The organism is Bradyrhizobium sp. 164 (assembly GCF_023073715.1).
GTDB lineage: Bacteria > Pseudomonadota > Alphaproteobacteria > Rhizobiales > Xanthobacteraceae > Bradyrhizobium.
Map to the genome: position 1 here is coordinate 46,419 of NZ_JADPKA010000108.1, position 25,698 is coordinate 72,116.

Consider the following 25,698-nt stretch of genomic DNA (forward strand, 5'->3'; position numbering starts at 1 on the left):
CATGTATGTCGCAGTCAAAGGCGGCGAACGCGCCATCGAGAACGCCCATCTCCTGCTTGCAAACGCGCGGCGCGGTGACCCAAGCGTTCCGGAAGTCACGCTCGATCAGATCTCGGAGCAGCTCGGCCTCGCCGTGGACCGCGTCATGAGCGAGGGCTCGCTCTATGACCGCGAGCTCGCCGCGCTCGCGATCAAGCAGGCGCGGGGCGATCTGATCGAGGCGATCTTCCTGGTCCGTGCCTTCCGCGCCACGCTGCCGCGCTTTGGCGCGAGCGAGCCGGTCGACACCGGCGCGATGCGCGTGCAGCGGCGAGTGTCGTCGACCTTCAAGGATATTCCAGGTGGCCAGATCCTCGGGCCGACCTTCGACTATACCCACCGCCTGCTCGATCCTTCGCTCGCAAAAGGCGTTGTGCCGGAAGCGCCAGTGACGGCGGAAGCATCAACGGCACCCACGCCGCGCGTGACGGATATTCTTGGCCGCGACGGACTGATCGAGTCCTCGCCGCAGGCCGAGGACGGCGCCAGCGTCGGCGATCTCACCCGCGAGCCGCTGAATTTTCCGGCGGACCGCGACCTGCGCCTGCAAAATCTGGCGCGTGGTGACGAAGGCTTTCTGCTGGCGATGGGCTATTCCACCCAGCGCGGTTACGGCCGGAACCATCCCTTTGCCGGCGAGATCCGCTTTGGCGAGGTCGATGTCGAATTTTTCGCCGAGGACGTCGGCTTCGCCGTGCCGCTCGGCTCGATCGAGCTCACCGAGTGCCAGATGGTCAACCAGTTCAAGGGCTCGGCGACGGAAGCGCCGTGCTTCACCCGCGGCTATGGCCTCGCCTTCGGCCAGAGTGAGCGCAAGACCATGTCGATGGCGCTGGTGGATCGGGCGCTGCGCGCTCGCGAGCTCGGCGAGGAGGTGCGTGCCCCCGCGCAGGACGAGGAGTTCGTGATGTCGCATTCGGACAACGTGCAGGCGACCGGCTTCGTCGAGCATCTCAAGCTGCCGCATTATGTCGACTTCCAGTCCGAGCTCGGCCTGCTCCGCAAGCTGCGCCAGGAGTTTGCCGAGGCCAATGCGCCCGATGCCATGAAGGAGGCCGCGGAATGAACGCGCCCGCCTATAATTTCGCCTATCTCGACGAACAGACCAAGCGGATGATCCGCCGTGCGATCCTCAAGGCGATCGCGATCCCCGGCTATCAGGTGCCGTTCGCCAGCCGCGAAATGCCGATGCCCTATGGCTGGGGTACCGGTGGCGTGCAGGTGACGGCGGCGATCCTGGGACCTGAGGACGTGCTGAAGGTGATTGACCAGGGCTCCGACGACACCACCAACGCGATCTCGATCCGAAAGTTCTTCGCCAAGACGGCGGGCGTCGCCACCACGACGGCGACGGACGAGGCAACCGTGATTCAGACGCGCCACCGCATTCCTGAGACCGCGCTGCATGAAAATCAGGTGCTGGTCTACCAGGTGCCGATCCCTGAACCCCTACGTTTCCTCGAGCCGCGCGAGACCGAGACGCGGCGCATGCATGCGCTCGCCGAATATGGCCTGATGCATGTCAAACTCTATGAGGACATCGCCCGCTTCGGCCATATCGCGACTGCCTATGCCTATCCGGTCAAGGTGAACGCGCGCTACGTGATGGACCCGTCGCCGACGCCGAAATTCGACAACCCCAAGATGGACAATTGTGCCGCGCTGCAATTGTTCGGCGCCGGCCGTGAGAAGCGCATCTACGCGATCCCGCCCTACACGAAAGTCGTGTCGCTGGATTTCGAGGATCATCCGTTTGAGCCGTACCGTTTCAACGCGCCGTGCGCGCTGTGCGGCGCGGAGAACTCCTATCTCGACGAGATCGTCACCGACGACAAGGGCGGTCGGATGTTCGTCTGCTCGGACACCGATTATTGCGAGGGCCGGCAGGCCGCCGGCCATCACGGCAGCCTGAGCGCCGCACCGTACAAGGAGAAGGCGGGCTCACATGGCTGAACTCGATACGCTCGAAAGCGACCAGCCGCTACTGGTGGCGGAGTCGCTCAGCAAGTCCTTCGGCCGCATTGCCGCGTGCCGAGAGGTGTCCTTTGCGCTCTATCCCGGCGAGGTGCTGGCGATCGTCGGCGAATCCGGCTCGGGCAAGTCGACGCTGCTGCAAATGCTGTCGGGTCAACTCACGCCGAGCGCCGGCCGGGTCTCTTACCGGATGCGCGACGGCGTCGCCCGCGATCTTACGACGCTCGGCGAGGCCGAGCGGCGCTTTCTGTTCCGCACCGACTGGGGCTATGTCCATCAGGATCCTGCGCAAGGTCTGCGCATGGCGGTCTCGGCCGGCGCCAATGTCGGCGAGCGGCTGATGGCGGTGGGATGGAATCATTACGGCCGTATCCGCGACACCGCCTCCGACTGGCTGATGCGCGTCGAGATCGACGTCGCGCGCATCGACGATGCGCCGCGCACCTATTCCGGCGGCATGCGCCAGCGGCTCCAGATCGCGCGCAATCTCGTCACCGAGCCGCGGCTGGTGTTCATGGACGAGCCGACCGGCGGCCTGGACGTGTCCGTGCAGGCGCGCCTGCTCGATCTCCTGCGCAGCCTGGTCGCCGAGCTGCACCTCGCCGTCATCATCGTCACGCATGATCTCGCGGTGGCACGCCTTTTGTCGCACCGCGTGATGGTGATGAAGGGCGGCCGCGTCATCGAGACCGGCCTCACCGATCAGGTGCTCGATGATCCGCGCGAGCCCTATACGCAACTCCTCGTCTCCTCGATTCTGCCGCCATGAGCCTGCCAGCATGAGCCTTGCAATGACTGCCATGATCGACATCACCGACGCCCGGAAGACCTTTACGATGCACCTGCAAGGCGGCATCGAATTGCCGGTCGTGCGCGGCGTGACGTTCCATGTCGATCCCGGCGAATGCGTCGTGCTCTCGGGGCCATCAGGCGCCGGCAAGTCGTCGATCCTGAAGATGATCTTCGGCAATTATCGCTGCGATTCCGGCCGCATCGGCATCCGCCACCGCGGCGCGCTGATCGATCTTGCCGTCGCCGAGCCGCGGCAGGTGCTCAATGTCCGCCGCGTGACCATCGGTTATGTCAGCCAGTTCCTCCGCGCGGTGCCCCGCGTTGCGACCATCGACGTGGTCGCCGAGCCTCTGATCGTGAACGGCCTGGCGCGCCCGGAAGCGCAAGCCCGCGCGGGCGCGCTCCTGCATCGTCTCAATATTCCCGAGCGGCTGTGGCAGCTTCCGCCCGCGACCTTCTCCGGCGGCGAGCAGCAGCGCGTCAACATCGCGCGCGGCTTCATCTCGGATCTGCCGATCCTGCTGCTCGACGAGCCGACCGCTTCGCTCGATGCCGCCAACCGCACTGTGGCGGTCGAGCTGATCGCTGAGAAAAAACGCCAGGGCGTCGCCATGGTCGCCATTGTCCATGACGATGAAATCCGGCATCTGATTGCCGACCGCATCGTCGATGTCACCAGCTTCGCCGCCGCGGCCTGAAGGAAATCGACATGAACGCCAAGCCGAAGGACACCGTCATCGCCAACGCCAGGATCGTGCTGGCTGACCGGGTGATCGATCAGGGTTGGCTTGCTCTGGTCGACGGACGCATCGCCGAGATCGGCGAGGGCAGGGCGCCCGCCGACGCCGAGGATGCTGGCGGCGACCTCGTCATGCCCGGCCTGATCGAGCTTCACACCGACCATCTCGAAGCGCATTACGTGCCGCGACCGAAGGTGTTCTGGAATCCGGTCGCCGCTGTCATCTCCTATGACGGCCAGCTCGCGACCTCGGGCATCACCACCGTGTTCGATTCGCTCCGGGTCTGGCGCGAGGACGGCGCGGAGGAAGTCGATGGCCGCGCCGGCGTGCTCGCCGCCGCGATCACGACCGCGCGCGATGCCGGCCTCTTGCGCGCCGACCATTTCCTGCATCTGCGCTGTGAAATCCCGATGCCGAGCGTCGTCGAGGAGGCCAAGGAGCTGATCGACCGGCCCGACGTCAAGCTGATGTCGCTGATGGATCACACGCCGGGCCAGCGCCAGTTTCGCGACGAGGTCAAGCTGCGCGACTATTATCGCGGCAAGGGCGGCGGCAAGACCGACGCCGAGCTCGACGAACTGTTCGCGAAGCGCTTTGCCTATCAGAAGGCCTATGCCGCGACCAACATGCGCGAGATCGTGACGCTGGCGCATGCGTACAAGATCCCGCTCGCAAGCCATGACGACACCACCGAGGAGAACGTCGCCGATGCCGTGCGCGACGGTGTCGCGGTGGCGGAATTCCCCACCACGCTCGAGGCCGCGCGCGGTCTGCATCACGCCGGCATCGACATCCTGATGGGCGCTCCCAACGTCGTGCGCGGCGGCTCGCATTCCGGCAATATCGCCGCGGTCGATCTCGCCCGCGAAGGCCTGCTCGATATCCTGTCGTCGGATTACATTCCGTCGAGCCTGCTGATGGGTGCGCTGCAGCTGCCCGAGCATGTGCCGGCGATCGATCTGCCGTCGGCGATCCGCACCGTGACCAAAGCGCCTGCCGATGCGGTCGGACTCACCGATCGCGGCGAGATCGCGGTCGGCAAGCGCGCCGACCTGATCCGCGTGCATGTTGCCGGCAGCGTCCCCGTCGTGCGCAGCGTCTGGCGCGAAGGGAGTCGTGTCGCATGAGCGAGACCGCGGCCATGGCGCAGGAGGCAGCGGGCGCGATCGGACCCGGGCGGCTAGTACTTGTGGTCGGTCCCAGCGGCGCCGGCAAGGACACGCTTTTGCGACTGGCGCGGGCGGCGTGCAGTGAGGATCACGACATCGTCTTTCCACGCCGCCTTGTGACGCGGGAATCCTCCGCTGCCGAAGACAATCTCACGCTTGCCCCTGACGAATTCCGCCGCGGTCAGCAGCATGGCGATTTCGCCATGCACTGGCAGGCGCACGGGCATTCCTACGCACTGCCGCTCGAGATCAACGACGATATCCGTGCCGGACGCACGGTGGTCGTCAACGTCTCGCGCACGGTCATCGGCGCGCTGCGCCAAGCCTATGCAAATGTTGTGGTGGTCGCGATCACCGCACCGCCGGACGTGCTGGCGCAGCGGCTTGCCGCGCGGGCGCGGCACAGCGACGGCAATATCGCGGCGCGGCTGTCGCGCAGTGTCGATGACGCGCGGGCGCTTGCCGACATCACCATCCTCAACGCCGGCAGCGCGGAGTATCACAGCCGACAGCTCGTGCGCGTGATCAGGAATGAAGGCTGGCATGAGTAATGGCGGGCACGATCAGGAGAGTGGAAGAATGTCGGTGATCGAAACGGTTGAACAGCTGGAGGCCATCTACGGCGTCACCAACGATGCCTCGACCGTGAAAGTCGCCGACCATGTCACGCCACTCTACCGCATCTACATCGAGAAGGCGCCGTTCGCGGCGCTCGCCACGGTCGGGCCGGAGGGCATCGACTGCTCGCCGCGCGGCGATCTCCCTGGCTTTGTCCGCATTCATGACCCGAAGACACTGATGCTGCCCGATCGCCGCGGCAACAATCGGGTCGATTCCCTGCGCAATATCGTGCGCGATCCCCGGGTGTCGCTGATGTTCCTGATTCCCGGCTCCGGCAATGCGGTTCGTGCCAACGGCCGCGCCCATCTCTCGATTGATCCCGAACTGCTGGCCTCGTTCAAGGTCGAAGGCAAGGCGCCGCGCAGCGTCATGGTCATGAGCGTGGACGAGATCTACTTCCAATGCGCCCGCGCCATCGTCCGCGCCGACCTCTGGAATCCCGACAGGCGCGTCGACCCAAAGACCCTGCCGACGCCCGGCCAGATCCTGGCCGAGATGAGCGAGAACAAGGTCGGCGGCGCGGAGTACGACCGCGCCTGGCCCGCGCGAGCCGCAGCGACGATGTGGTGACTTTTCTTACCCTCTCCCCTTGCGGGAGAGGGTGGCTCGCCGCGATAGCGGCGAGACGGGTGAGGGGTATCTCTCCGCGAGCGACCCTCTCACAGCTGATCTCGCGGACAGATACCCCTCATCCGGCGCCATAGCCGAAGCTTCGCTTCGACGTTCTTGAGAACGGCGGCCGAAGGCCGCCTATGCCACCTTCTCCCACAAGGGGAGAAGGGAAGAACGAGTCCGCGGCGGCGGCTCACCTCAATTGAACGCCATGCCGCCGCTCAGCGCGATGGTCTGACCCGTCATGTAGGCATTGTCGACCAGCAGCATCACTGCCTTCGCCACCTCCTCCGCCGTGCCGAAGCGGCCGAGCGGGATGCGGCTGACGAGCTGTTGCTGGCCGCTCATCATGTCGGTCTCGATCAGCGACGGCGCCACCGCGTTGACGGTGATGCCCTCCTTCACCAGCCGCGCGGCATAACCTCGCGTGAGGCCTTCCATGCCGGCCTTGGACGCGTTGTAGTGCGGGCCGATCGAGCCGGCACCGCGCGCAGCCCCGGAGGAGATGTTGACGATGCGGCCCCACTTCCGGGAGCGCATCGACGGCAGCACGGCCTGCGTGCACAGGAACACGGATTTCAGATTGACCAGGATGGTCCGGTCGAAATCGTCTTCGCTGAGATCATCGAGGCCGCGCGTGATCGCGATGCCAGCATTGTTGACGAGGATGTCGATCGGTCCGAGTCCGGCCGTGACGCGCTCGACCATGCCGGTCACGGCCTCGCGCTGCGAGACGTCGGCTGCGACGACGATGGCGCGGCCGCCCTGCTTGCCGATCTCGCCTGCCAGCTGCTCGGCCCGACCGATCTGCTCGCGGCAGTTGATCGCTACGGCGGCACCGGCCTCGGCCAGGGCGCGACAGACGGCCGCGCCAATTCCGCGCGAGCCGCCGGTGACGAGCGCCGTGCGCCCCTTCAGACTGTCTGTCATGAGAAACTCCGATCCGATCACAGCGGGATCGCCGGACGTCGGCCACTGCCATTCAAGTCAAAAGGCCGCTACATGAATTTAGCGCCGCCGCCGCGCCCTGGTGCGCGCCGCCTTCTTGGCGGCGGCGGAGCGGGTCTTGGCGCCCTTGGTGCGGCTCGCTTTCCGCGCAGCGGCCGAACGTGACGCCGCGGTTCGCCGGCTCGCGGCGCTTTTGGCCTGTTTTGACAGCGCGCTGCGCGACGCCGTTGAGCGCGGCTCCTTCTTCAGGACATTTTCCACGGCGCGCGACACGCGCGGCCGGCGCTTCGGGGTGCGCTTGCCCTGGCCGACCTCATAGGCATATTTGGCGCTGCGGCGCGTCGATTTCTTGGTGCGCCCCTTGCGCGGCGGCGGCAGATCGACGCCGGCGCGGCGTGCCTCGGAAAGGCCGATGGCAATGGCTTGCTTTGTCGAGCGTGCGCCGTGCTTGCCTTTACGAATCTTGTCGATCTCGTCCTTGACGAATTCGCCGGCCTGCGTGCTCGCAGATTTGCCGGCGCGCTTGTCCTGCTTCGCTTTGCGAATGATTTCCTGTCTTGGCATGAGTCGAGTTCCCTTCGAGATGACAGGGATGTCTCACCGCAACGCATAACCCGGACGATTGATCCTTTTCAGTTCCTCAGCGCCGCCAGCAGTTCGTCGGGACGCTCGGCCATGATCATGTGCCCTGCGCCCGGCACGATGACGGTCTTCGCATGCGGGATCGCCGCCGCCAGCGCCTTGCCGGCTTTCGCGGGAGTCATCATGTCCCGCTCGCCGAGAATCAGCGTGGTCGGGACCTTCACGCTCGCAGCCGCGGCAAGTGCATTCGCATAGCCGTTGCAGGCCGACAGATCCCCGAACAGCACGCCCGGGTCGCAATGCTTCAACACGGCCTGCGCGCCGCCATGCATCCAAAGGCCCGGCGCGAGGCTGCCCCCGAGCTCGGCCTTGAAGCCGAGACCCCAGATCGAGACCATGTCGACGGCGTCCTGGTCATTGGCTTCGGCGGCTTTGAGCAGATCCGGGCCGACGGTCATGGTCGCGGCGGTGCCGATCAGGCTCAGCGCGGAAACCTTGTCCGGATGCCGCGCCGCCGTCTCCAGCGAGATCAGCGAGCCCATGGAATGGCCGATCAGTTGCGCCTTCGCGGCGCCGGCCGCATCCAGCAGCGCCGCGGTCCAGTCGGCCATCTCGGCGATGGTCGACAGCGACGGCCCGGCCGAGCGACCGTGGCCGGGCAGGTCTGGCGCCAGCACGGAAAAGCCGTGATGGGCGAACCAGCGCGTGTGCAGCGCCCAGGTCGAATGATCGAAGCCGGCGCCGTGAATGAAGGCGACCGCGGGCAGCGACTTGTCGAAGTCGCGGCCGCCGGTTGCGACAAACACGTCGGTGCCGTTGACGGAAAGCTTCATGGCGTCAGACCTTTTGCGAGATGCGCAGCGCTTGGTTGAGATCGTCGATGATGTCGCTTGCCGTCTCGATGCCGACCGAGAGCCGCACCAGCTCCTCGCCGATTCCGGCGGCCTTGAGCTGCTCGGCGTCCATCTGCTGATGCGTGGTCGAGGCGGGGTGGATCACCAAGGTCTTGGCATCGCCGACATTGGCGAGATGGCTGATCATGCGCAGTGATTCGATGAACGTGCGCCCGGCGGGCCGGCCGCCCTTGATGCCGAAGGAGACGATGGAGCCGGCACCGCGCGGCAGCAGCGCCCTTGCGAGCTGAAAGTCCGGGTGGTTCTCCAGCGAGGGATGCAGCACCCAATCGACGGCCTTGTTGGCTTTCAGCGCGTCCAGCACGAGATGCGTGTTCTGCATGTGCCGGTCCATACGCACGCCCAGGGTCTCGACGCCCTGAAGCAGCTGGAACGCGTTGGTCGGCGACAGGCATGCGCCGAAATCGCGCAGGCCCTCGGTGCGCGCGCGCATGATGAAGGCCGCGGTGCCGAACTGCTCGTCGAAGACGATGCCGTGATAGCCGCCATAGGGCTCGGTCAGCGCGCCGAACTTGCCCGAGCCGCGCCAGTCGAAGCGGCCGCCGTCGACGATGGCGCCGCCGATCGCAATGCCGTGTCCGCCGATCCATTTGGTCGCCGAATGCATGACGATGTCTGCGCCGAGCTCGATGGGGCGGCTGAGATAGGGTGTGGCGAAGGTGTTGTCGATCAGCAGCGGAATTTTTGCCTCATGCGCGATCGCCGCGACCTTGGGAATGTCGAGCACTTCCAGCCCGGGATTGCCGATGGTCTCGCCGATCACGAGCTTCGTGTTCGGCCCGATCGCGGCGCGGAACGCGTCGAGATCGCGCGGCTTGACGAAACTGGTGGTGATGCCGAAGCGCGGCAGCGTATGCGCCAGCAGGTTGATGGTGCCGCCATAGAGTGAGCTCGATGCCACGATGTGGTCGCCGGCGTTCAAAAGTGTCGCGATCGCCAGATGCAGCGCGGCCATGCCGCTGGCGGTGCAGATCGCACCGACACCGCCTTCGAGCGCCGCGAGCCGCTCCTCCAGCACACCGGTGGTCGGATTGGAGATGCGCGTATAGATGTGGCCGGCGCGCTCCAGGTTGAACAGCGCGGCGGCGTGATCGGAATCCTGGAACACGTAGGACGTGGTCTGGTAGATCGGCACGGCGCGGGCGCCGGTTACGGGATCCGGATGCTGGCCCGCATGCAGGCTCAGGGTCTCGAAGGCAGGCGGCTTTGGCGCGGGCATGCGTGGCCTCGTTGGTCGATCGGCGGAGGCCGCCCTTGTGCCACAAAAAGAAGCGCTGCGTCAGCCCATTGACAGCGCCTCTAACCCCCGGATCGCTCGATGATCCCGGCCTCGCGCAGCAAGATCTCCGCGTCTGGTAGGCTTCGAATCTCTTCTCGTTGGCCGCGACGATCTTTCGCGCGTCCTGCGCCGGCATCGCGGCGAGGATGGCGATGGGGCAGTTCGCGTTCGGCCAGCTCACGGTCAGCCTCCAGCACATCAAGGCCCAACGCGCTCACGCTCCCTTCTGCCCTGCCAGCCGTTCCCGCACCTCGGCCGCAATCTCGAACGAGCGCAGCCGGGCGGCGTGGTCGTAGATCTGGCCCGTCGTCATCAGCTCGTCCGCGCCGGTCTCGGCCATCAGCGCCTTCAGCTTCTCCTCCACGATTCTGGGCGAGCCGACCGCCGAGCAGGACAGCGCTTGGCCGACGTCGGCCTTCTCCGCCGGCGACCACAACGCGTCCATGTGGTCGACCGGCGGCGGCAGCGGGCCCGGCGTGCCCCGGCGCAGATTGATGAACTGCTGCTGCAGCGATGAGAACATGCGCTGCGCCTCGGCGTCGCTGTCGGCGGCAAACACGTTGACACCGATCATCGCGTAAGGCTTGTCGAGTTGCGCCGAGGGCTCGAAGCGCGCGCGATATTCGCGCAGCGCCGGCATCATCATCTGCGGCGCGAAATGCGAGGCGAACGCGAACGGCAAGCCCAGCATCGCCGCAAGCTGCGCGCCAAAAGTGCTCGATCCCAGGATCCACAGCGGCACCTTCGTGCCCACGCCCGGCACCGCGCGGATCGCCTGGTTCGATTGCACATCGCCGAGCAGCGCCTGCAATTCCAGCACGTCGTGCGGAAAGTTCTCCGCAGCCGTCGCAAGGTCGCGCCGCAGCGCCTTTGCTGTGAACTGGTCGGTGCCCGGCGCCCGCCCGAGGCCGAGATCGATCCGGCCGGGAAAGAGCGATTCCAGCGTGCCGAACTGCTCGGCGATGACCAGCGGCGAATGGTTCGGCAGCATGATCCCGCCGGACCCGACGCGGATGGTTTTCGTTCCCCCCGCGATATGGGCGATCACCACCGACGTCGCCGCGCTTGCGATCCCCGTCATGTTGTGATGCTCGGCCAGCCAGAACCGCTTGTAGCCCCAAGCCTCCGCATGCCGGGCGAGATCGAGCGAATTGCGAAACGCCTGCGCGGCGTCGCCACCTTGGCGGATGGGCGCGAGGTCGAGCACGGAGAAGGGGATCATGTGTGGTACCCGTGAAGGGCGCGTGTGCGCGGGGACCTCACATATAGGGGACCAGGGATAGGAATGCTGCTCGAACCTGTCGCGACTTGGATCTTGACGGAGCAGCGCATCCTTGACGCTGCAGCCCGCGCTGCCCGTTCACAACACTGTTATTGCGACCTATGGCGCCCTTCGTCGCAACTGGGCGTTCTGCGCCTGTTGTTATAGATTGCCGGAGCACTGCTCGGTTGCCAGGAGGAACTGACATGACCACGGTCGTACTCAACCGCCGCAACCTCCTCGCCGCTGGCGGCTCGGTGCTCGCAACCGGGGTTTTGGCGAGCGGAGTTTCCGGGCTGCTGTTGCCCGCCCGTGCCGAAGGCCTCGCGCCGACCGAGTCGATGTCGGGCGGGGCGAACAACTACCGCAAGGGCGCGGCGATCGTGGAGCGGATCGGAAAGGGCGGCTTCTGGATGAGCGGTACCGTGCGCCGCGCCGGCGACGGGGCTCCGCTCGCCGGGCAGCGCATCCAGATCTGGGCGCACACCGTCGAGGGGCAGGAGCACGAGCCGCAGAGTCATGGCGCCACGCTCACCGACAAGGACGGCAAGTTCCGGCTCGAGATGCCGCAGATCATTCCCATCTTCGGCCAGCCGCATGGTCACCTCGCCTATGACAGCGGCGAGTTCAAAACCGTCTTTCTGCGTCCGGTGATGCGGAGCGCAAAGGAAACCAGCCTCGAGGCGCACTTCGTCCTGCAGCCAGCTTGAGCCGCGAATTGCAAATGAAGGGATGGGAATCGGCCCGGGCGACCCTGATCTGGGTGCCCTTGCCTTGGCCATTTGCGTGCCGATCGCCGCCGCAGCAGGAAGCGACCTGCTCGCTTGGCGCGGTCCGGTCTACATCCTCGCCGGCTTCGCAGGGATCGTCGCCCTCGGTCTTGTGCTCGTTCAGCCCCTGCTGATCGGCGGATATTTGCCGGGGCTATCGGCTTATCGCGGACGGCGTGCCCATCACTGGATCGGCGGCGCGCTGGCCTTTGCGGTGGTGATCCATGTCGCCGGGCTCTGGATCACCAGTCCGCCCGACATGATCGACGCCCTTACCTTCTCATCGCCGACGCCGTTCTCTCCCTTTGGCGTGGTCGCCATGTGGGCCATCTTCGCTGTCGCGCTTCTGGCTCTCTTGCGGCGGCGGCTGGGATTGCGGCTGCGAACCTGGCGCATCGTCCATATTCCCCTCGCGATCGTCATCGTCGCAGCCAGCGTAGCCCATTGCCTGCTGATCGAGGGGACGATGGAGACGACCTCCAAGATTGTGCTTTGTGCGCTCGTTCTCGCGGCGGCCATCAAAGTGATGGCTGATCTGGTTTGGAGAAAGCGGACGTTGCGCGGAGAGGGCATTGCGCGGCAGTAGGCGTCGGATGGATAGAGCACTTGCGAAATCCATTGTGCTTCGTCATCGGCAAGCCTCGACGGGCTTCGCTGCCGCCTTGGCTCTTTGCGCTACGGCGGACTAGTCGCCCTACCCACGCCACGAGCTGGACGTGATTAGAAATCACGATTTGTCGTGCGCGTACTTCTCCAGAAGCAGCCGATTATATTCATCTCTCACGGCTCTCCGCGAAATATGCCCTTTTCGGTCTTTGGCGATCTTCAGAAGATCGGGATCAGTCGGTGCCCGTGATTTCCGCCTAAATCTCGCAAAGAGTGGGGTCGTAGGCGCCGACGTCGTTCCAAACAGCCGGTCAAACCATCCCATTGTGTCCTCCCGGACAGACGGCAGATTACGACATTATCACCATGAATTTGGGGGTCAAACGGATTGCGTCCGCGGCTAATGGCCCCGGACTACGCTTGCACTCCATCCGGGTTACGCCACCGGAAAAGCGGACGGTGCGCGGCGTGTTGCGCGGCGGCGAGCGCAGGATGAGTAGAGCACTTGCGAAATCCGCCACGTTTCGCCACTGAACGAGCTTGATGGATTTCGCCACCGCCTTCGCTCTCTGCGCTGCGGCGGACAAGTCGCGCTAGCCATCCTACGCATATTTTGTTGGCCTCTTCTTGCGAACACGTCGGGCATCGTCAGCGCCGATGTCTGCTCTGCTTGCCGCAGATGGCGACGGGGCGTATCCTTGCGCGATGGCTGTCAGCGCTCCCGATCTGAAGGCGTTCCTGCTCGCCACGCCGTTCTTCGGTGGTCTCCCGGAACCGAGTCTCGACCTCCTGATCTCGATGCTGGTCGAGCGCCGCTTTGATGCCGGAGCAACCGTCGTGGCGGAGGGCGAGCAGGGACGCTCGATGTTCATCGTCAAATCCGGTCGGCTGGCGGTGCGCAAACGGGCGAATTCGGGGAACGTCATCCCAATTTCCGCTCTGGAGCCTGGCGATTTCTTTGGTGAAATGACGCTGATTGAAATGCAGAATCGCTCCGCCACGGTGGTGGCGGAAGGGCCGACGGTGCTGTACGAGCTGACCGCCCAAAAGCTCTACGCTTGCTACAAGGCCGATATCCACGCCTACGTGATCGTCCTCCAGAACATCAATCGCGAACTGTGCCGACGGCTGCGCCGTGCCGACGATCGCTTCATGGGACAGCAAATGCGTGACGACAATTGACCGTGCGTAGGATGGGTACAGCGCTTGCGAAACCCATGGGGCGCGTGGGTTGGCTTCGGCGGCATCGTTGCAGTGCTGCTGGCTAGTCTATTCGTTGGTCGCTCGTACAAGTTCAAGGGAAAGCCGCCGTAGCCAAGCTGATATCGGGTCGCTGCAACTTTTACCCGTCGGGCAAAACACCCGCCCCATGCAAAACCTCGTCAATCTCCCGCCGCAAAAATATTCCACTTTACCGAAATTCGGAATTGCGGCATTCTTCCCCTATCCCGGCCCGGGGAGAGGGACGATCGTACGTCGTAACGAAACGTGGGCCGGGGTGCGGTGGACGCGGCAGCGTCGGGCACGCCTAGGCGAGACCAGGGCGAGATGAACCTCGTGAGGTCCTTGACTGCGTGCGGACGGACGGCGCCCTGTCCGGCGAAGCCCTTTGGGCGAAGCCGGATTGCTGCGTACGGCAAAACCGTGTGGTCCTGACCGTCGTTGCTACGGTCAAGCCTTGCGGAGATGTCTTGAGCCCAACCGGGTCGCGAGGCATCGCCAATTCGCGAGGTGACGGAGGCCAGAAGGAACTCGGCTTTGGGGAGAGCAGGCATAAGCCGTCAAACCACTGCGCAGGGAAGGCCGTGTGTTGGGCTTCACCTGTATGCCGCTGTGCAGTTTTTCTGCGTGTGCTTTCGCACAGCGGACCGTGGGTGCCAGCCGGCACTCGGCCTTCCCTGCGCCCTCTTCACCGAAGAGGGGCACGGAATAGAGCAAAACTCGGGCGCATCGAGCCGCGAGAATGCCTTGTCATGTGTGGAACACTGGTGCTGCCGGACAGGATTGAACTGTGATAACAATCCCAAGATCTATTGATTTTATTGCGCTTTTCGGTACGGCGATCTATTTTTGTGTGGCACCCTTGGGGGCACAAGCAATGTTTACCACATCCGCGGGAGGAGGAAAATCCCGTTAACGTACCAGCTGACTGACTGCCTCTTCGGTTGTTGCGCTCTTGCGGCACCGGCAAGGGTCGCACTGGCGGAGATAGTGGGACTCTCACCCCCGATGCCGCGAATCCGCGAAAACCGCCGAAAAACAAAGATTCGTTAAGCGCCCGGTCGCAATTTGTGACCACTGCTGTGTACCACCGGCTCGTCCGATTCGGCCGTCCATCTCAGGCGATTTCGAGGTCGCGAGTGCCTGACCGACCTCAACTTTTGCAAGCTTGTCGGCAAGGCGAAAGCCAAGTTCGCTCTCGATCCGGCGCCTGATGGTGCCGACGAAGCTACGTTCCGGCGTCTCGGCATCGTGATGCGCGGTTGCGATCAGGACCGGCTATCAGCTTGCCGGATTGCGCGCCGTGACGATCCACGCTGTCGAACATCACCGACCGTTCGCCAGGGCGGCCCGCGAAGGCGGCACGAACCGCGGCCGAGGCGCGGGCGCGGATGTCGTCGGGCTGATCAGCGAGCACGCGCGACAGCGGGCCGACCTCCAACGTCATCTTCACCGCGTCGTCGATCGTCGCGTCCCGCGTCGCGCCCTCGCCAAACGGGATGGAAGCATCGAAGGGCGCGGTAGCGATATCGGTGAAGCCGGCCGCCGTCAGGATGCGAGCCACCCGCCCCCGGTCGCCGAACGAGAATGGACCGGGCGCTTCGGGATCGGGCGGGCGCCGTCGCGGGGCGATGCCTTTGATCGCGCCCATCGGCAGGCGCATCCAATCGTTGTCGGCCGCGCCGCGCCAGCAGACGAAAGCGACCCGCCCGCCGGCTGGAGCGCGCGGCGCATATGGGCGAACTCCCCTGTCGGATCGTCCAAGAACATCACCCCCAAACGCGAGAACAGAATGTCGAACGCGCCCTCGGGCAGCTCGGCGCTGCTGGCGTCGGCCACCCGGAACTGGACCGGCGTATCCTGTGGCGCAAGCGAGCGCGCTCGGCCGATCAGCGGTTCGGATATGTCCACGCCCAGCACTTGGCCCCCCGGGCCGACGCAGGCGGCCAGCGCCAGACTCGACGCGCCCGCGCCGCAGCCGACGTCCAGCACGCGCTCGCCCGTCGCGCGCGGCGGCTTCGATCGCGGCTTGGCCGAGCACCGCCAGCCTAGCGTCGAGCCGGGCCTGGTGGGCGACAGAGCGCTCCCCGGTTTGGCCATTCCAGTCGGCGACCTGATAGGCTGATGGCGGCATCACACGAAAGATCAGCGTTAGCTCACGATTGCTCCAGCCGCAGCTTCATCCAAACCGGCACGAGCTTGGATAGCGAGGCTTCGTTCTGCAGCCTGCGAGTCGAAATATTCCTCAATCGAATAAACCTTGCCCCATCGCAACTTGAAGACGTGGACGCCCCTGTTCACATACGAGCTTTGGCCGTCAAGTAGCCTCGCGTTGGCCCGCCACTTGACGAACACTGTGGTATTCCATGGCCAACCCGTCACCTCGACCTGCTCAACATCTATGTGCAGCTTCGGGAAAACACGGCCCATGCGCTCGAACCACTGCTTCACCGATTGCTTTCCATGTCGCTCACCCCCCAACGCATGATCACCGGCAACCCAGTGATACGCGTTCGGTGTTAGGCCTTTTGCAGCATCATCCCAACGCTGGTTGTTGACATGATCGAAGCTCCTGCGGATCTCTTTTTTGACAATTAGACTGTAGACCATTGATGTCCCCTGTTGTCGGATAGCCGACGGCTCTGCAAGACGGGATGGATACTTTCCAGATACTGTAAGCTGCTCCAGGTAACGGCGGCGATCTGTTGGGAAGCTGGCTGACGGGCGGCCACGCAGACGGCAGCGGCGCAACAGTCAGAGCCAGCGGCGAACCTCGGCCTTGTAGCGGCGGTAGTCGTCGCCGAACTTCGCTTCGAGATAGCGCTCCTCGCGGGCGATCACCTGCGTCTGGATCGCGATCAGCACCAACGGGAGCAAGGCCAAGGCGATCGGCCCGTCGAAGCCGATCGCAACGCCGGCATAGATAAGCGCCATGCCGAGATACATGGGATTGCGGGTCCACCTATAAGGGCCGGTCGTTGCGATGAGGGTCGTTGGCTGCGACGGCGGAACGTTGGTGCCCAGCCGCCGGAACAGCCCCGCCGCCGCAAGCATCATCGCCGCGCCGGCAAAGAACAGCAGCGCGCCCATCGCGGCCAGCAACCGCCAGTCGATGCCGAAAGAGCGCAGCGTGACGAACCGCTCCGCCGCCAGCCCCAACAGCAGCGCTCCCAGATAGACGAAGGGCGGAGGGAAGCGCACACCCGCGCTGTCCGGTTCGACGGCCATGCTCATCTCCAATCTGTGCTCTCAAACCAGCATCGACTGCTGGGCGAAGATACCCGCCATCGCGCCTTGCCATGATGCCGTGGTGACGGAGGGCATGAGGGGGTTGGCGAGGTCGCCGGCAGCGTAGATGCCGGGCATGCTGGTTTGGCGGCGCTCGTCGACCTTGAGGGCGATGCCGCCGGGCGTATCCACCGTGGCTAGACCCAGCGGTTCATGCAGGCTTGCGGACGGCATGTTGCGCGGATGCGCGAACAGGATGTCGACCGCGACATCGGGGCCGGTATCGAGCTTGACGGTGGCGCTATGGCCCCTGTGATGGGCGATCCCGGTGATCCGGCCCTCGACAACAGGTATGTTGCGGCGCGCCAGATCGGCCCGGATATCGGGCGGAATGTCGTGACCATCGGCGAAGAGCGTCAACCTGTCGGTCCAATCGTGGAACAGCCTGACCTGATTGTGCGACTGCGGGCCGGACCAGACGAGGCCCCAATGCTGGCCGGCGACTTCAAAGCCGTCGCAATAGGGGCAGGGCACGATGGAGGTGCCCCAGCCTTCGGCAAAGCCCGGAACATCAGGCATCTGGTCGGCGACGCCATAGCTCAGGATGAGACGACGCGCCCCAAGGCTTTCGCCGTCGGAAGTGAGGACGGAGAAATCGTCGATAGCGCCGGAGACGCTGTCGGCCCGGGCACTGACCAGCTTGATCATGGGATAACGCGCCAGCTGCTGCCGCGCCTCGGCCAGGATGTCCAGCGGCGGCTTGTGATCGTGGCCGAGCAGGCCATGCGAGTGGCCGGCAAAGCGGTTGCGCGGCAGGCCGGTATCGAGAACGGTGACCGTGCGGCGGGCACGGCCGAGCTGCAGGGCGCCGGCGAGACCGGCAAAGCTGCCGCCGATGATGATGACGTCATCCATGGTGATGGGCTCCGTGTTGTGGATGGAGGGGTTGAACGCAGCAGACCGCTCAGCCCGATTTGCCGAGTGCTTTCAGTATGAAACGAATCTGGTCGCGCAGGCCTGCTTCCGTGTCTTCGCCGTGTACAACGCAGTGCTCGATCAGAATGGGATGGAAGAATGGCATAAACGCGGATCTGACTGCTCGCGCCGCTTCCGCGGCATCTTCGACATCGAACTGTCCCGCTTGGGCGCCCCCGCGTATGATCGCCTCGAAGATCGTCTCCATCCGCTCGATATGCGCCTTGATGATCGGCCAGTTCTCCTGCGTGGCGGCGACGATCAGATCGTGCATGGGCTTCGCCGTGACCAACGTCATCTTGCTGTGGTGGTGAACAATGCTCAGCAGTTCCTCGAGTTTCTCGGTGGCCGGCGCGTTCCTCCGTGCGATCGCAAAGGCAAGGTCGGCAAGCTCGTTCAATAGACGCCCGCAGATGGACTCGTCGATTGCATTCCTGGAGGGAAAGAACCGGTAGATGTTCGCCGGGCTCATGCCGAGCTCGGCGGCGATGTCGGCCACCGACGTCCTGTGGTGACCGACCCGCCGAAAGCGCTCTTCCGCCGCCCCCAGGATCCGGGCGCGGGCCTCGTCGGACTCTCTTCCCGTTCGGACCGGACGATCCATTGGAGCAACAGCGCCTTATTCTGCAGCCAATGCTGGCTGCAGTTCCGGCTTCTTGGGTGAAACCTCATGCATGTCATCTGCGGTCGGCTTGATCCGAAACCAGGCGGCATAGAGCGCAGGAAGGAACAGCAGAATCAGAACCGTTCCGACCGCGGTGCCGCCGATCAGCGTGTAAGCCATCGATCCCCAGAACACAGAATGCGTGAGGGGAATGAAAGCCAGCACCGCAGCCAATGCGGTCAGGATCACGGGCCTCGTACGTTGCACCGTGGCCTCGATGACGGCGTGATAGTCGTCAAGGCCGGCGGCAAGATTCTCCTTGATCTGGTCGGTCAAGATAAGTGTGTTGCGCATCAGGATACCCGCCAAGCCTATCAGGCCGAGAATGGCGTTGAATCCGAAGGGCTGGTGAAAGATCAGCAACATCGGCACGACGCCGGCGAGGCCAAGTGGTCCGGTCAGCACGACCATGGCCATCATCGAGAAGGATCGCACCTGCAGCATGATGACGATCAGCATTGCGGCAATCATGACCGGAAAGATTGTCGCCAACGCGTCGTTGGCCTTGGTTGCCTCCTCGATCGATCCGCCCAACTCGATGCGATAACCGGCCGGAAGGGATGCGATCAGCGGCTGAAGGGCCGTCTTGATATCCTTGGAGACCTCCGGAGGCTGAGTCGCCTCATTGATGTCCGACCTGATCATGACGACGGGGGTGCGGTCGCGACGCTTCATGATCGGTTCTTCAAGCTGGACTTCCGAATGGCCGACCTGGTCGAGGGGAACGGCGCGGCCGTCTCGGCTCATCAACGAGAAATCCGCCAGTCGCGTCGGATCCAGCCGCTCGCCGCCGGCGCTGCGCGCCACGATGGGGACATTGCGAATGTCCTCGCGGACCTGTGTCACGGCGATGCCAGTGAGAAGGAACTGGAGTTGCCGGCCCACCTCCGCGGGAGAAAGGCCGATGAGGTTCAACCGATCCTGATCCGGGATGAAGCGGAGCACGGGCGTGCGATCACCCCAATCGCGGTTCGCCTGGCGCACATCAGGAACGCCACGCATGATACCGAGCGCCTTTTCAGAGATCGCATATAGTTGCGCAGGGTCGGGCCCCATGATCCGAAACTCGACGGGGAATGGCGTATAGGGTCCGAACACGAGCTGCGTGACACGCACATTGGCTTCAGGCGCAAGCCCATCCGACACCGCCTGTCGGAGCCGATGCTTCAAGACCTCGCGGGCTTCCGCGTCCGGTGTCAGCACGACGATCTTGGCGAAGGCCGGATCGGGCAGCTCCGGCGCCATCGCGAAGAAGAAACGCGGCGCACCCTGACCGACATAGCTCGTCACGATCTTGGCCTCCGACTGGCCTTCCAGCCAGCGCTCAAGCTTTGCGACGGTGGCGGTCGTCGTCCCGATGCTGGTGCCTTCCGGCAGACGAACTTCCACCAGCACTTCGGGGCGGTCGGACGTCGGGAAGAACTGCTGTTTGAGGCCGCCCATGCCGGCGACGGAAAGCGCGAAAGCGACGGCGACGACGCCGCAGGTCACGAACTTGTGGCGCACGACGAAGGTAATGAGAGCGCGCAAGCGCCGATAGTTGGGCGTACCGTAAATGGCGTGGTGACCGCCTTCGATCGGTTTGATCGCGGGCAGCATCTTGACGCCGAGATACGGCGTGAAGACCACCGCGACGATCCAGGAGACGATGAGGGCGAATCCCACGACCCAGAAGATGTTGCCGGCGTATTCCCCGGCCGTCGAGCGGGCGAAGCCCACCGGCAGGAAGCCTGCGATCGTCACGAGTGTTCCGGACAGCATCGGTGCCGCAGTGTGGCTCCAGGCATAGGCTGCCGCCGAGATGCGGTCCATGCCCTCTTCCATCTTCACCACCATCACCTCGATGGCGATGATCGCGTCATCAACTAGAAGACCAAGCGCCAGGATGAGGGCGCCCAGCGTAATGCGGTCGAAGAAACGGCCGGTCTCCAGCATGATGAGGAACACGACGGCAAGCGTCAGTGGGACGGCAGCCGCGACAACGATGCCGACGCGCCAGCCGAGGCTGAGCAGGCTCACCAGCAGCACCACGCCGAGCGCCATCGCGAACTTCATCATGAATTCGTTCACCGATGAGGAGATGTTGACGGCCTGGTCGCTGACCTTGGCCAGCGTCATCCCGAGTGGCAGTGTCCGGGAGATCGCTGCAGACCTCTCCTCCAGCGCCTTGCCGAGCGCGAGACCATTCCAGCCCTCCTGCATGACCGCCGCGAGCATGATGGTGGGCTCGCCCTGGTGCCGGATGAGGTAGGTGGGAGGATCCTCGTAACCCCGGCGCACTTCGGCGATGTCGGAAAGCTTCAGCGTTCGCCCGGCTGCGACGATCGGAGTGTCGGCGATCGCCTGGACGCTGTCATAGGCGCCCTCGACCCGGATGAACACCTGCGGCCCCTTGGTGTCGATGGAGCCCGCCGGTGTGACCGTGTTCTGCCGCTGCAAGGCGGCAACGATATCCGTTGCCGATACGCCGAGAGTCGCCAGCTTGGGATAGGAGAACTCGACGAATATCTGCTCGGGGCGTTCACCGAGGATGTTGATCTTCTTGACGCCGGGCACGTGCAGAAGATCCTGGCGAATGGTCTCTGCCTGCCTGGCGAGCTCCCGCATCGGCATGCCCTTGGCCTTGAGCGCATAAAGGGCGAAGCTGACGTCCGAATATTCGTCATTGATGAAGGGGCCGAGCACACCGGGGGGCAGCTTGCGCGCTTCATCGCCCAGCTTCTTGCGGGCCTGGTAGAATTCCTCCTGCACGCTCGATGGCGGTGTGTTGTCCTTCAGGGTCACGGTCATGTAGGCATAACCCGGCCGTGTGGTCGTCTCCACCCGGTCGTACCAGGTCAGCTCCTGGATCCGCTTCTCCAGCGGTTCGGCGACCTGGTCCTGCATCTCGCGTGCGGTCGCACCCGGCCACACGGTCGTGACCGTCAGGGTCTTGATGGTGAAGGAGGGATCCTCGGCCCGTCCGAGCATGAAGAAGGCGTAGGCGCCTGCGGCTGCCAGCAAAAGCAAGAAGAACAGCGTTGCGGCCCGTTCACGGACTGCGATCGCCGAAAGATTGAAGCTCATCAGTTGCTCCTGTCTTGAGAGGCTGTCCTGACGTGAGCGTCCTCCTGCAGGAGGTGTGCGCCCAGAGAGACAACCCGATCACCGGAGCTCAGGCCGGAGATAACGGCATTTTCGCTGGTCACACGCACAAGCTTGATGGTGTGAAAGCGGACCGTCGAGGTGCCGCCGTCGAACACCCAAACGCCGGTCTTTCTGCCGTCGTCGAGCACGGCTCCCAGCGGCACCTGAACTTCCGGCTGGCTCCCCTGGCTTGCAAGCCGAATGGTGATCGTCGCGCCAAGCGGTGCCGCTGCGGCGTCACCGCCGAGCACGTAGCGCGCCTCATAGGTGCGGGTCTGAGGATCGGCGGAATCCGACAACTGCCGCAGATGCGCAGTAAAGCGCCCATCGCTCCCATACAGGCTCGCCTCAGCGAGCGAGCCGATCGCCGGCCGGATCGTTTCGGGGAGCGCCACCACAGCCTCGCGAGGACCGGACTGCGCGACCCGAACGACCGGTTGGCCGGCGGAGACAACTTGCCCCGGCTCGCCCAGCGTTTGGGTGACCGTTCCATCCGCATCGGCCACCAGGACGGAATAGGTCGCCTGGTTCTCGGCAACCCCCGCGTCGGCTTCCGCCGCTGCGAGCTGCGCTTTGGCTGTATCCGAGGCGGCCTTCGCCTGCTCGTAGCGCTGTTTGGAAGTCCACCCATCGCTCACCAGGTTGGCGTATCGCCGCTCATCGGCGTCGGTCTGAACGACAGCTGCACGCGCAGCCGCGACGGCGTTGCGCTTCGCTGCGAGCGCCAGGCGGAGGTCGGTTTCGTCGATCCGCATCAGCGGCTGCCCGGATTTGACCTGCTCACCGACACTAACGAGCCGCTCGACGATCTTACCGGCGACGCGAAAACCGAGATTGCTTTCCACCCTCGCGCCGATGGTGCCGGTGAAGCCGCGGTCGGATCCGCTGACCGGCGCGGCCATCACGAGACGGACCATTGGGGGCTCTTGCCTGGGGTCACCGACCGCGGAGGCTTCCCGGGGCGGGATCCCGAGGGCAACGAAGGTCGCCACCCCGGCCGAGATCAAAATACCAGCCAAAACCGCAAAGCCCCGCATCCTCATGTCAATCTCCCAATTTTAGATTTCGTCCGAACTCTGTATTCCGTTTAGCTTTCGAACGCAATCTAAAAAGGAAAGGAGGCGACAAAAATGTGATTCAGGCCCTCGGGGACGTAAAAGGGACGGCTGAAGCGCTCCTACCAAGAGATTCGGCCTTGGGGCCCTTGATAGATTGCGTTCGGCTTCTATATTGTGGTAATAGAGTTCAAATGCAATCTAAGTTGGAGGTGCCGATGCGAGTCAGTCGCGTTCAGGCCGCGGAGAACCGCAAAACCGTGATCAATGTGGCAAGTCGCCTGTTCAGGGAGCGCGGCTTCGATGGGATCGGGCTTAAGGATCTGATGGAGGGGGCCGGGCTAACCCAAGGTGCCTTCTACAAGCAATTCGCGTCAAAAGAGGATTTGGCGGTCGAGGCGTCCAGGCGAGCATTGGAGAGCGCGTCGGGCCGATGGTCGGATGCGGCCGCTCGGAATCCCGATGATCCGCTCGGCGCGGTGATCGGGATTTACCTCAGCGGCGACCATCGCGAAGAAAAGATGGACGGCTGCCCCATCGTGGCACTCGGCTCAGACGCCGCGCGGCAGGGCCCCGAGGTGAAGGCGGAATTCGAAGCAGGAATCAAAGCGCATCTCGACGTGCTCGACCGCTTTCTCGCCGGGGCCGGCGACGAGGCCTCCCGCGGCAAGGCCATGGCCATTCTCGCGACGATGGTCGGCGCGGTGACGCTCTCGCGCGTCGTCAACGACCCCGATCTGGCTCAGGCGCTGTTGGATGCCGCGGCCGAACAGGTTCGCGGCGCCGCCGCAGCTTGAAAGGATGGGCCGGTGTTTCTGATTGAGATCTGGCCGAGCCATTCGCCGACCAAACAGATGAGGACGAGAACGATGTCGAATGAAGCAATGAACAGCTTCGCCGGAAAATGGGCGCTGGTCACGGGAGCGTCGAGTGGCCTCGGTCTTGAATTCGCAGGTCTCCTGGCGGCGCAGAAAGTCAATCTCGTCTTGGCGGCTCGACGGCGGGAGTGGATGGAAAAGCTTGCCTCCGATCTCCGCAGCAAATACGGGGTGGATGTGCTCGTCGAGGCGATCAATCTTGCCGCGCCGAGCGCCGCCAGCCGCCTGAAAAGCAGTCTCGACGCGAGGTCGGTGACGATCGACATCTTGGTGAACAATGCCGGATTCGGCTTGCACGGCGATTTTTTGGACACGCCGATCGAGCAGACCGCGAACATGATCCAGCTCAACATCACGACGCTCACAGAGCTGACCTATCTTTTCGGCCGCGACATGTCCAAGCGGCGGTCTGGACATATCCTTCTGGTCGCCAGCCTCCTGGCTTTCCAGGCCGTTCCCAGCTACGCGGCCTATGCGGCGACCAAGGCTTATGTACTCGCCTTCGGCGAGGCCCTGCATGACGAACTCCGCCCGCACGGCGTCGTCGTTACCAGTCTCTGCCCGGGGCACACAGCGACCGGTTTCGATGCGGCGGCCGGCGCAACCACATCGGCCATGCTGCGGCTCCTCACCATGAAGCCGCGTCCGGTTGCCGCGAGCGGCGTTCGGGCGCTCTCGCAAGGAAAGGCCATGGTGATCCCGGGCCTGGCGAACAACATGGCCGCCTTTTCAAATCGCCTGACGCCGCGATCGATGCAAAGGGCCACGATGAAAAGAATCATGGGCGCTTGACGCCTGGAGCGGTCGCGGCGCTGTGGAAAAGCGAAGGCCTCTGTCGAGCACTCCGAGCTGGCTCGCCTGACATTGGCGGCAGCGCATCCATGAACAGTCGCGATCTAACCGCCCGCCGCAGGGCTCCAGCGTGCTGAGATGCCGACTCGAAGTAGAATGATGATCATAATATAACGATCGGGCATCTAATGGGAGGAAGAAATGCGCAACGCCGGTGTACATAACTTTCCGGCAATTGACCGCGTCATCTATGGCAAAGCCGTCTCCCAATCCATCCGCGCCGAGGCGGAGCGACTTGACGCAAAGCGCGTCTTCCTCATTGCCAGTCGGACCCTGAACTCCAACACCGACGAGATCGAGAAGATCAGGCACTCCGTAAGACGAAGCCGATATCGTCGATCTGCTGCTAATGGCCGCGTAGCAGCGGCGCCTCGCTCGTGGGGCCTCTCGTCGGGAAGCGCGCGCTCGTTAGTTCAGACAGGCTCTACGAGGAAAACCCGAGCATGAACGCCTCCGCTTCAACGGCCCAACAACGGCACGCCGATAGTCCAGGGCGCTCGCGGGAGAACTCTCTGGCGAGCGGCCATATCCGCAACCGCACGGTTCACGCCAACGGGCTCGATTTCCCGATTCTGGAGGCTGGACATGGTCCCCTCGTGCTCTGCCTGCACGGCTTTCCCGATCATGCGCAGAGTTGGATCCCCTTTCTCGATCGCCTCGAGCGAGAAGGATATTGGGCGGTGGCGCCGGCGCTCCGTGGATATTGGGTCGGCGGCGCCGCACCGGACGGGTCGTACCGCGCCTTGGCAACAGGTCAGGACGTACTAGCGCTCATCGAATCGCTTGGAGCTGAGCAAGCCGTTCTCGTCGGCCATGATTTGGGCGCACGTGCAGCCTACGCTGCGGCAAGCCTCGACGCGGGACGCGTCCGCAAAGCTTGTCGGGCTGGCCGTGCCCTATGGAAAGGGACTGGCGTCGGCGTTCGTTGCCGACGGTGATCAGCAGCGACGAAGCTGGTACATGTTCTTCTTCCAGACACGTCTGGCCGAGATCGCCGTTCAGCTGAACGACTTTGCATTCCTCGACCGCCTGTGGCGGGAATGGTCACCGGGCTATGTGCTGCCAGCTCCGGCTCGATCTTCACTCAACGAGGCCTTTGCCCAGCCCGGCGTCCTCACGCAGACTCTGGCCTATTATCGGCAGTTGTTCGCCCCGCCATCCGACGCGGCAGCGCAAGCTCTCGAGGCTCTCGCGACTGGCCCAATTACGGTCCCGTCGCTCTATCTTCACGGGGCAGACGACGGCTGCATCTCCGCCCAGCTTAGCGAAGGCATGGAGGCGGCGTTCACAAATTGTGTTTCGGCATGGAATAAGGACCCCGTTTTCGGGGTGATCGGCATCCAATCGGGACCCCGGGATAAGGGTCCACAGTGGCTTCCATCGAGTCATGGA

General features: G+C 64.1%; 22 protein-coding genes and 4 pseudogenes. 13 read left to right on the top strand and 13 right to left on the bottom strand.

Annotation, left to right across the window (positions count from 1 at the left end):
* The first annotated feature begins 1 nt into the window (after nt 1).
* The 7 genes from IVB01_RS32715 to IVB01_RS32745 are packed head-to-tail and all read left to right on the top strand — an operon-like array spanning nt 2 to nt 5,905.
* A complete protein-coding gene (locus tag IVB01_RS32715; protein ID WP_247281483.1) occupies nt 2-1,105 on the top strand; it encodes a carbon-phosphorus lyase complex subunit PhnI in 1,104 nt (367 codons plus the stop codon).
* Nucleotides 1,102-1,992 (top strand): alpha-D-ribose 1-methylphosphonate 5-phosphate C-P-lyase PhnJ, encoded by an 891-nt coding sequence (locus tag IVB01_RS32720; protein ID WP_247281482.1) that lies wholly within the window; start codon nt 1,102-1,104, stop codon nt 1,990-1,992. The genes IVB01_RS32715 and IVB01_RS32720 overlap by 4 nt, the downstream gene beginning before the upstream one ends.
* Nucleotides 1,985-2,782 carry a phosphonate C-P lyase system protein PhnK gene (phnK, locus tag IVB01_RS32725; RefSeq protein WP_247281481.1) on the top strand — a complete coding sequence of 266 codons (798 nt, stop codon included), beginning with the start codon at nt 1,985-1,987 and terminating at the stop codon, nt 2,780-2,782. The genes IVB01_RS32720 and phnK overlap by 8 nt, the downstream gene beginning before the upstream one ends.
* 22 nt (nt 2,783-2,804) lie before the next feature.
* Nucleotides 2,805-3,503: a phosphonate C-P lyase system protein PhnL gene (phnL, locus tag IVB01_RS32730; protein ID WP_247281480.1), complete on the top strand. Its 699-nt coding sequence runs from the start codon at nt 2,805-2,807 to the stop codon at nt 3,501-3,503.
* 11 nt (nt 3,504-3,514) lie between these two features.
* Nucleotides 3,515-4,672: an alpha-D-ribose 1-methylphosphonate 5-triphosphate diphosphatase gene (locus tag IVB01_RS32735; protein WP_247281479.1), complete on the top strand. Its 1,158-nt coding sequence runs from the start codon at nt 3,515-3,517 to the stop codon at nt 4,670-4,672.
* Nucleotides 4,669-5,265, top strand: coding sequence for a phosphonate metabolism protein/1,5-bisphosphokinase (PRPP-forming) PhnN (gene phnN, locus IVB01_RS32740; protein ID WP_247281478.1), 597 nt, complete (start codon nt 4,669-4,671; stop codon nt 5,263-5,265). The genes IVB01_RS32735 and phnN overlap by 4 nt, the downstream gene beginning before the upstream one ends.
* Before the next feature lie 28 nt (nt 5,266-5,293).
* Nucleotides 5,294-5,905: a pyridoxamine 5'-phosphate oxidase family protein gene (locus IVB01_RS32745; RefSeq protein ID WP_247281477.1), complete on the top strand. Its 612-nt coding sequence runs from the start codon at nt 5,294-5,296 to the stop codon at nt 5,903-5,905.
* Nucleotides 5,906-6,145: 240 nt separating this feature from the next.
* Here the strand turns inward: IVB01_RS32745 and IVB01_RS32750 are convergent, their stop codons facing one another.
* The 6 genes and pseudogenes from IVB01_RS32750 to IVB01_RS32770 all read right to left on the bottom strand — a co-directional run bounded on the left by IVB01_RS32750 (nt 6,146) and on the right by IVB01_RS32770 (nt 10,892).
* Entirely contained in the window at nt 6,146-6,877 is a 732-nt protein-coding gene (locus tag IVB01_RS32750) for a 3-oxoacyl-ACP reductase family protein (RefSeq protein ID WP_247416879.1), read from the bottom strand.
* A 78-nt stretch (nt 6,878-6,955) separates the two neighbouring features.
* A complete protein-coding gene (locus IVB01_RS32755; protein ID WP_247281475.1) occupies nt 6,956-7,459 on the bottom strand; it encodes a DUF6496 domain-containing protein in 504 nt (167 codons plus the stop codon).
* A 68-nt stretch (nt 7,460-7,527) separates the two neighbouring features.
* Complete coding sequence (locus IVB01_RS32760) at nt 7,528-8,310, bottom strand: alpha/beta hydrolase (protein WP_247281474.1); 783 nt, start codon at nt 8,308-8,310, stop codon at nt 7,528-7,530.
* Nucleotides 8,311-8,314: 4 nt separating this feature from the next.
* Nucleotides 8,315-9,610, bottom strand: a complete 1,296-nt coding sequence (locus IVB01_RS32765) for an O-acetylhomoserine aminocarboxypropyltransferase (RefSeq protein WP_247281473.1) — start codon at nt 9,608-9,610, stop codon at nt 8,315-8,317.
* 130 nt (nt 9,611-9,740) lie between these two features.
* Nucleotides 9,741-9,824, bottom strand: a pseudogene (locus IVB01_RS35830) (IclR family transcriptional regulator); the annotation flags it as partial.
* Between the two features lie 60 nt (nt 9,825-9,884).
* A complete protein-coding gene (locus IVB01_RS32770) occupies nt 9,885-10,892 on the bottom strand; it encodes an LLM class flavin-dependent oxidoreductase (protein WP_247281472.1) in 1,008 nt (335 codons plus the stop codon).
* A 245-nt stretch (nt 10,893-11,137) separates the two neighbouring features.
* Here IVB01_RS32770 and IVB01_RS32775 point away from each other — a divergent pair, with 245 nt between their 5' ends.
* The 3 genes and pseudogenes from IVB01_RS32775 (at nt 11,138) to IVB01_RS32785 (ending at nt 13,489) form a co-directional block, all read left to right on the top strand.
* Nucleotides 11,138-11,641 (top strand): Twin-arginine translocation pathway signal, encoded by a 504-nt coding sequence (locus tag IVB01_RS32775; protein WP_247281471.1) that lies wholly within the window; start codon nt 11,138-11,140, stop codon nt 11,639-11,641.
* Between the two features lie 14 nt (nt 11,642-11,655).
* Nucleotides 11,656-12,287 (top strand): annotated as a pseudogene (locus IVB01_RS32780) (ferric reductase-like transmembrane domain-containing protein).
* A 725-nt stretch (nt 12,288-13,012) separates the two neighbouring features.
* Nucleotides 13,013-13,489, top strand: a complete 477-nt coding sequence (locus tag IVB01_RS32785; protein ID WP_247281528.1) for a cyclic nucleotide-binding domain-containing protein — start codon at nt 13,013-13,015, stop codon at nt 13,487-13,489.
* A gap of 1,320 nt (nt 13,490-14,809) precedes the next feature.
* Here IVB01_RS32785 and IVB01_RS32790 read toward each other — a convergent pair.
* The 7 genes and pseudogenes from IVB01_RS32790 to IVB01_RS32820 form a co-directional block, all read right to left on the bottom strand.
* A pseudogene (locus tag IVB01_RS32790) lies at nt 14,810-15,662 on the bottom strand (methyltransferase domain-containing protein).
* 17 nt (nt 15,663-15,679) lie between these two features.
* The gene (locus IVB01_RS32795) at nt 15,680-16,138 is read right to left on the bottom strand and encodes a nuclear transport factor 2 family protein (RefSeq protein ID WP_247495185.1); all 459 of its coding nucleotides are present in this window, start codon (nt 16,136-16,138) and stop codon (nt 15,680-15,682) included.
* Between the two features lie 144 nt (nt 16,139-16,282).
* Complete coding sequence (locus tag IVB01_RS32800; RefSeq protein WP_247495186.1) at nt 16,283-16,756, bottom strand: isoprenylcysteine carboxylmethyltransferase family protein; 474 nt, start codon at nt 16,754-16,756, stop codon at nt 16,283-16,285.
* 21 nt (nt 16,757-16,777) lie between these two features.
* The gene (locus IVB01_RS32805; protein WP_247495187.1) at nt 16,778-17,671 is read right to left on the bottom strand and encodes an NAD(P)/FAD-dependent oxidoreductase; all 894 of its coding nucleotides are present in this window, start codon (nt 17,669-17,671) and stop codon (nt 16,778-16,780) included.
* Between the two features lie 49 nt (nt 17,672-17,720).
* On the bottom strand, nt 17,721-18,335 hold the full coding sequence (locus IVB01_RS32810) for a TetR family transcriptional regulator (protein ID WP_247456124.1): 615 nt from the start codon (nt 18,333-18,335) through the stop codon (nt 17,721-17,723).
* 15 nt (nt 18,336-18,350) lie between these two features.
* Nucleotides 18,351-21,461 (bottom strand): efflux RND transporter permease subunit, encoded by a 3,111-nt coding sequence (locus IVB01_RS32815; protein ID WP_247495188.1) that lies wholly within the window; start codon nt 21,459-21,461, stop codon nt 18,351-18,353.
* Nucleotides 21,461-22,564: an efflux RND transporter periplasmic adaptor subunit gene (locus IVB01_RS32820; RefSeq protein ID WP_247376236.1), complete on the bottom strand. Its 1,104-nt coding sequence runs from the start codon at nt 22,562-22,564 to the stop codon at nt 21,461-21,463. Before IVB01_RS32820 ends, IVB01_RS32815 begins: the two co-directional genes overlap by 1 nt.
* A 230-nt stretch (nt 22,565-22,794) precedes the next feature.
* Here IVB01_RS32820 and IVB01_RS32825 point away from each other — a divergent pair, with 230 nt between their 5' ends.
* The 3 genes and pseudogenes from IVB01_RS32825 to IVB01_RS32835 all read left to right on the top strand — a co-directional run.
* Complete coding sequence (locus tag IVB01_RS32825) at nt 22,795-23,373, top strand: TetR/AcrR family transcriptional regulator (RefSeq protein WP_026233952.1); 579 nt, start codon at nt 22,795-22,797, stop codon at nt 23,371-23,373.
* Nucleotides 23,374-23,445: 72 nt separating this feature from the next.
* Entirely contained in the window at nt 23,446-24,246 is an 801-nt protein-coding gene (locus IVB01_RS32830; protein ID WP_247495189.1) for an SDR family oxidoreductase, read from the top strand.
* 843 nt (nt 24,247-25,089) lie between these two features.
* A pseudogene (locus IVB01_RS32835) lies at nt 25,090-25,698 on the top strand (hypothetical protein); the annotation flags it as partial.

Excerpts from the sequence above, each read along its gene's own strand:
- IVB01_RS32715 (WP_247281483.1), top strand. The coding sequence starts at position 2 with ATGTATGTCGCAGTCAAAGGCGGCGAACGCGCCATCGAGAACGCCCAT.
- IVB01_RS32720 (WP_247281482.1), top strand. The coding sequence starts at position 1,102 with ATGAACGCGCCCGCCTATAATTTCGCCTATCTCGACGAACAGACCAAG.
- phnK (WP_247281481.1), top strand. The coding sequence starts at position 1,985 with ATGGCTGAACTCGATACGCTCGAAAGCGACCAGCCGCTACTGGTGGCG.
- phnL (WP_247281480.1), top strand. The coding sequence starts at position 2,805 with ATGACTGCCATGATCGACATCACCGACGCCCGGAAGACCTTTACGATG.
- IVB01_RS32735 (WP_247281479.1), top strand. The coding sequence starts at position 3,515 with ATGAACGCCAAGCCGAAGGACACCGTCATCGCCAACGCCAGGATCGTG.
- phnN (WP_247281478.1), top strand. The coding sequence starts at position 4,669 with ATGAGCGAGACCGCGGCCATGGCGCAGGAGGCAGCGGGCGCGATCGGA.
- IVB01_RS32745 (WP_247281477.1), top strand. The coding sequence starts at position 5,294 with ATGTCGGTGATCGAAACGGTTGAACAGCTGGAGGCCATCTACGGCGTC.
- IVB01_RS32750 (WP_247416879.1), bottom strand. The coding sequence starts at position 6,877 with ATGACAGACAGTCTGAAGGGGCGCACGGCGCTCGTCACCGGCGGCTCG.
- IVB01_RS32755 (WP_247281475.1), bottom strand. The coding sequence starts at position 7,459 with ATGCCAAGACAGGAAATCATTCGCAAAGCGAAGCAGGACAAGCGCGCC.
- IVB01_RS32760 (WP_247281474.1), bottom strand. The coding sequence starts at position 8,310 with ATGAAGCTTTCCGTCAACGGCACCGACGTGTTTGTCGCAACCGGCGGC.
- IVB01_RS32765 (WP_247281473.1), bottom strand. The coding sequence starts at position 9,610 with ATGCCCGCGCCAAAGCCGCCTGCCTTCGAGACCCTGAGCCTGCATGCG.
- IVB01_RS32770 (WP_247281472.1), bottom strand. The coding sequence starts at position 10,892 with ATGATCCCCTTCTCCGTGCTCGACCTCGCGCCCATCCGCCAAGGTGGC.
- IVB01_RS32775 (WP_247281471.1), top strand. The coding sequence starts at position 11,138 with ATGACCACGGTCGTACTCAACCGCCGCAACCTCCTCGCCGCTGGCGGC.
- IVB01_RS32785 (WP_247281528.1), top strand. The coding sequence starts at position 13,013 with ATGGCTGTCAGCGCTCCCGATCTGAAGGCGTTCCTGCTCGCCACGCCG.
- IVB01_RS32795 (WP_247495185.1), bottom strand. The coding sequence starts at position 16,138 with ATGGTCTACAGTCTAATTGTCAAAAAAGAGATCCGCAGGAGCTTCGAT.
- IVB01_RS32800 (WP_247495186.1), bottom strand. The coding sequence starts at position 16,756 with ATGGCCGTCGAACCGGACAGCGCGGGTGTGCGCTTCCCTCCGCCCTTC.
- IVB01_RS32805 (WP_247495187.1), bottom strand. The coding sequence starts at position 17,671 with ATGGATGACGTCATCATCATCGGCGGCAGCTTTGCCGGTCTCGCCGGC.
- IVB01_RS32810 (WP_247456124.1), bottom strand. The coding sequence starts at position 18,335 with ATGGATCGTCCGGTCCGAACGGGAAGAGAGTCCGACGAGGCCCGCGCC.
- IVB01_RS32815 (WP_247495188.1), bottom strand. The coding sequence starts at position 21,461 with ATGAGCTTCAATCTTTCGGCGATCGCAGTCCGTGAACGGGCCGCAACG.
- IVB01_RS32820 (WP_247376236.1), bottom strand. The coding sequence starts at position 22,564 with ATGAGGATGCGGGGCTTTGCGGTTTTGGCTGGTATTTTGATCTCGGCC.
- IVB01_RS32825 (WP_026233952.1), top strand. The coding sequence starts at position 22,795 with ATGCGAGTCAGTCGCGTTCAGGCCGCGGAGAACCGCAAAACCGTGATC.
- IVB01_RS32830 (WP_247495189.1), top strand. The coding sequence starts at position 23,446 with ATGTCGAATGAAGCAATGAACAGCTTCGCCGGAAAATGGGCGCTGGTC.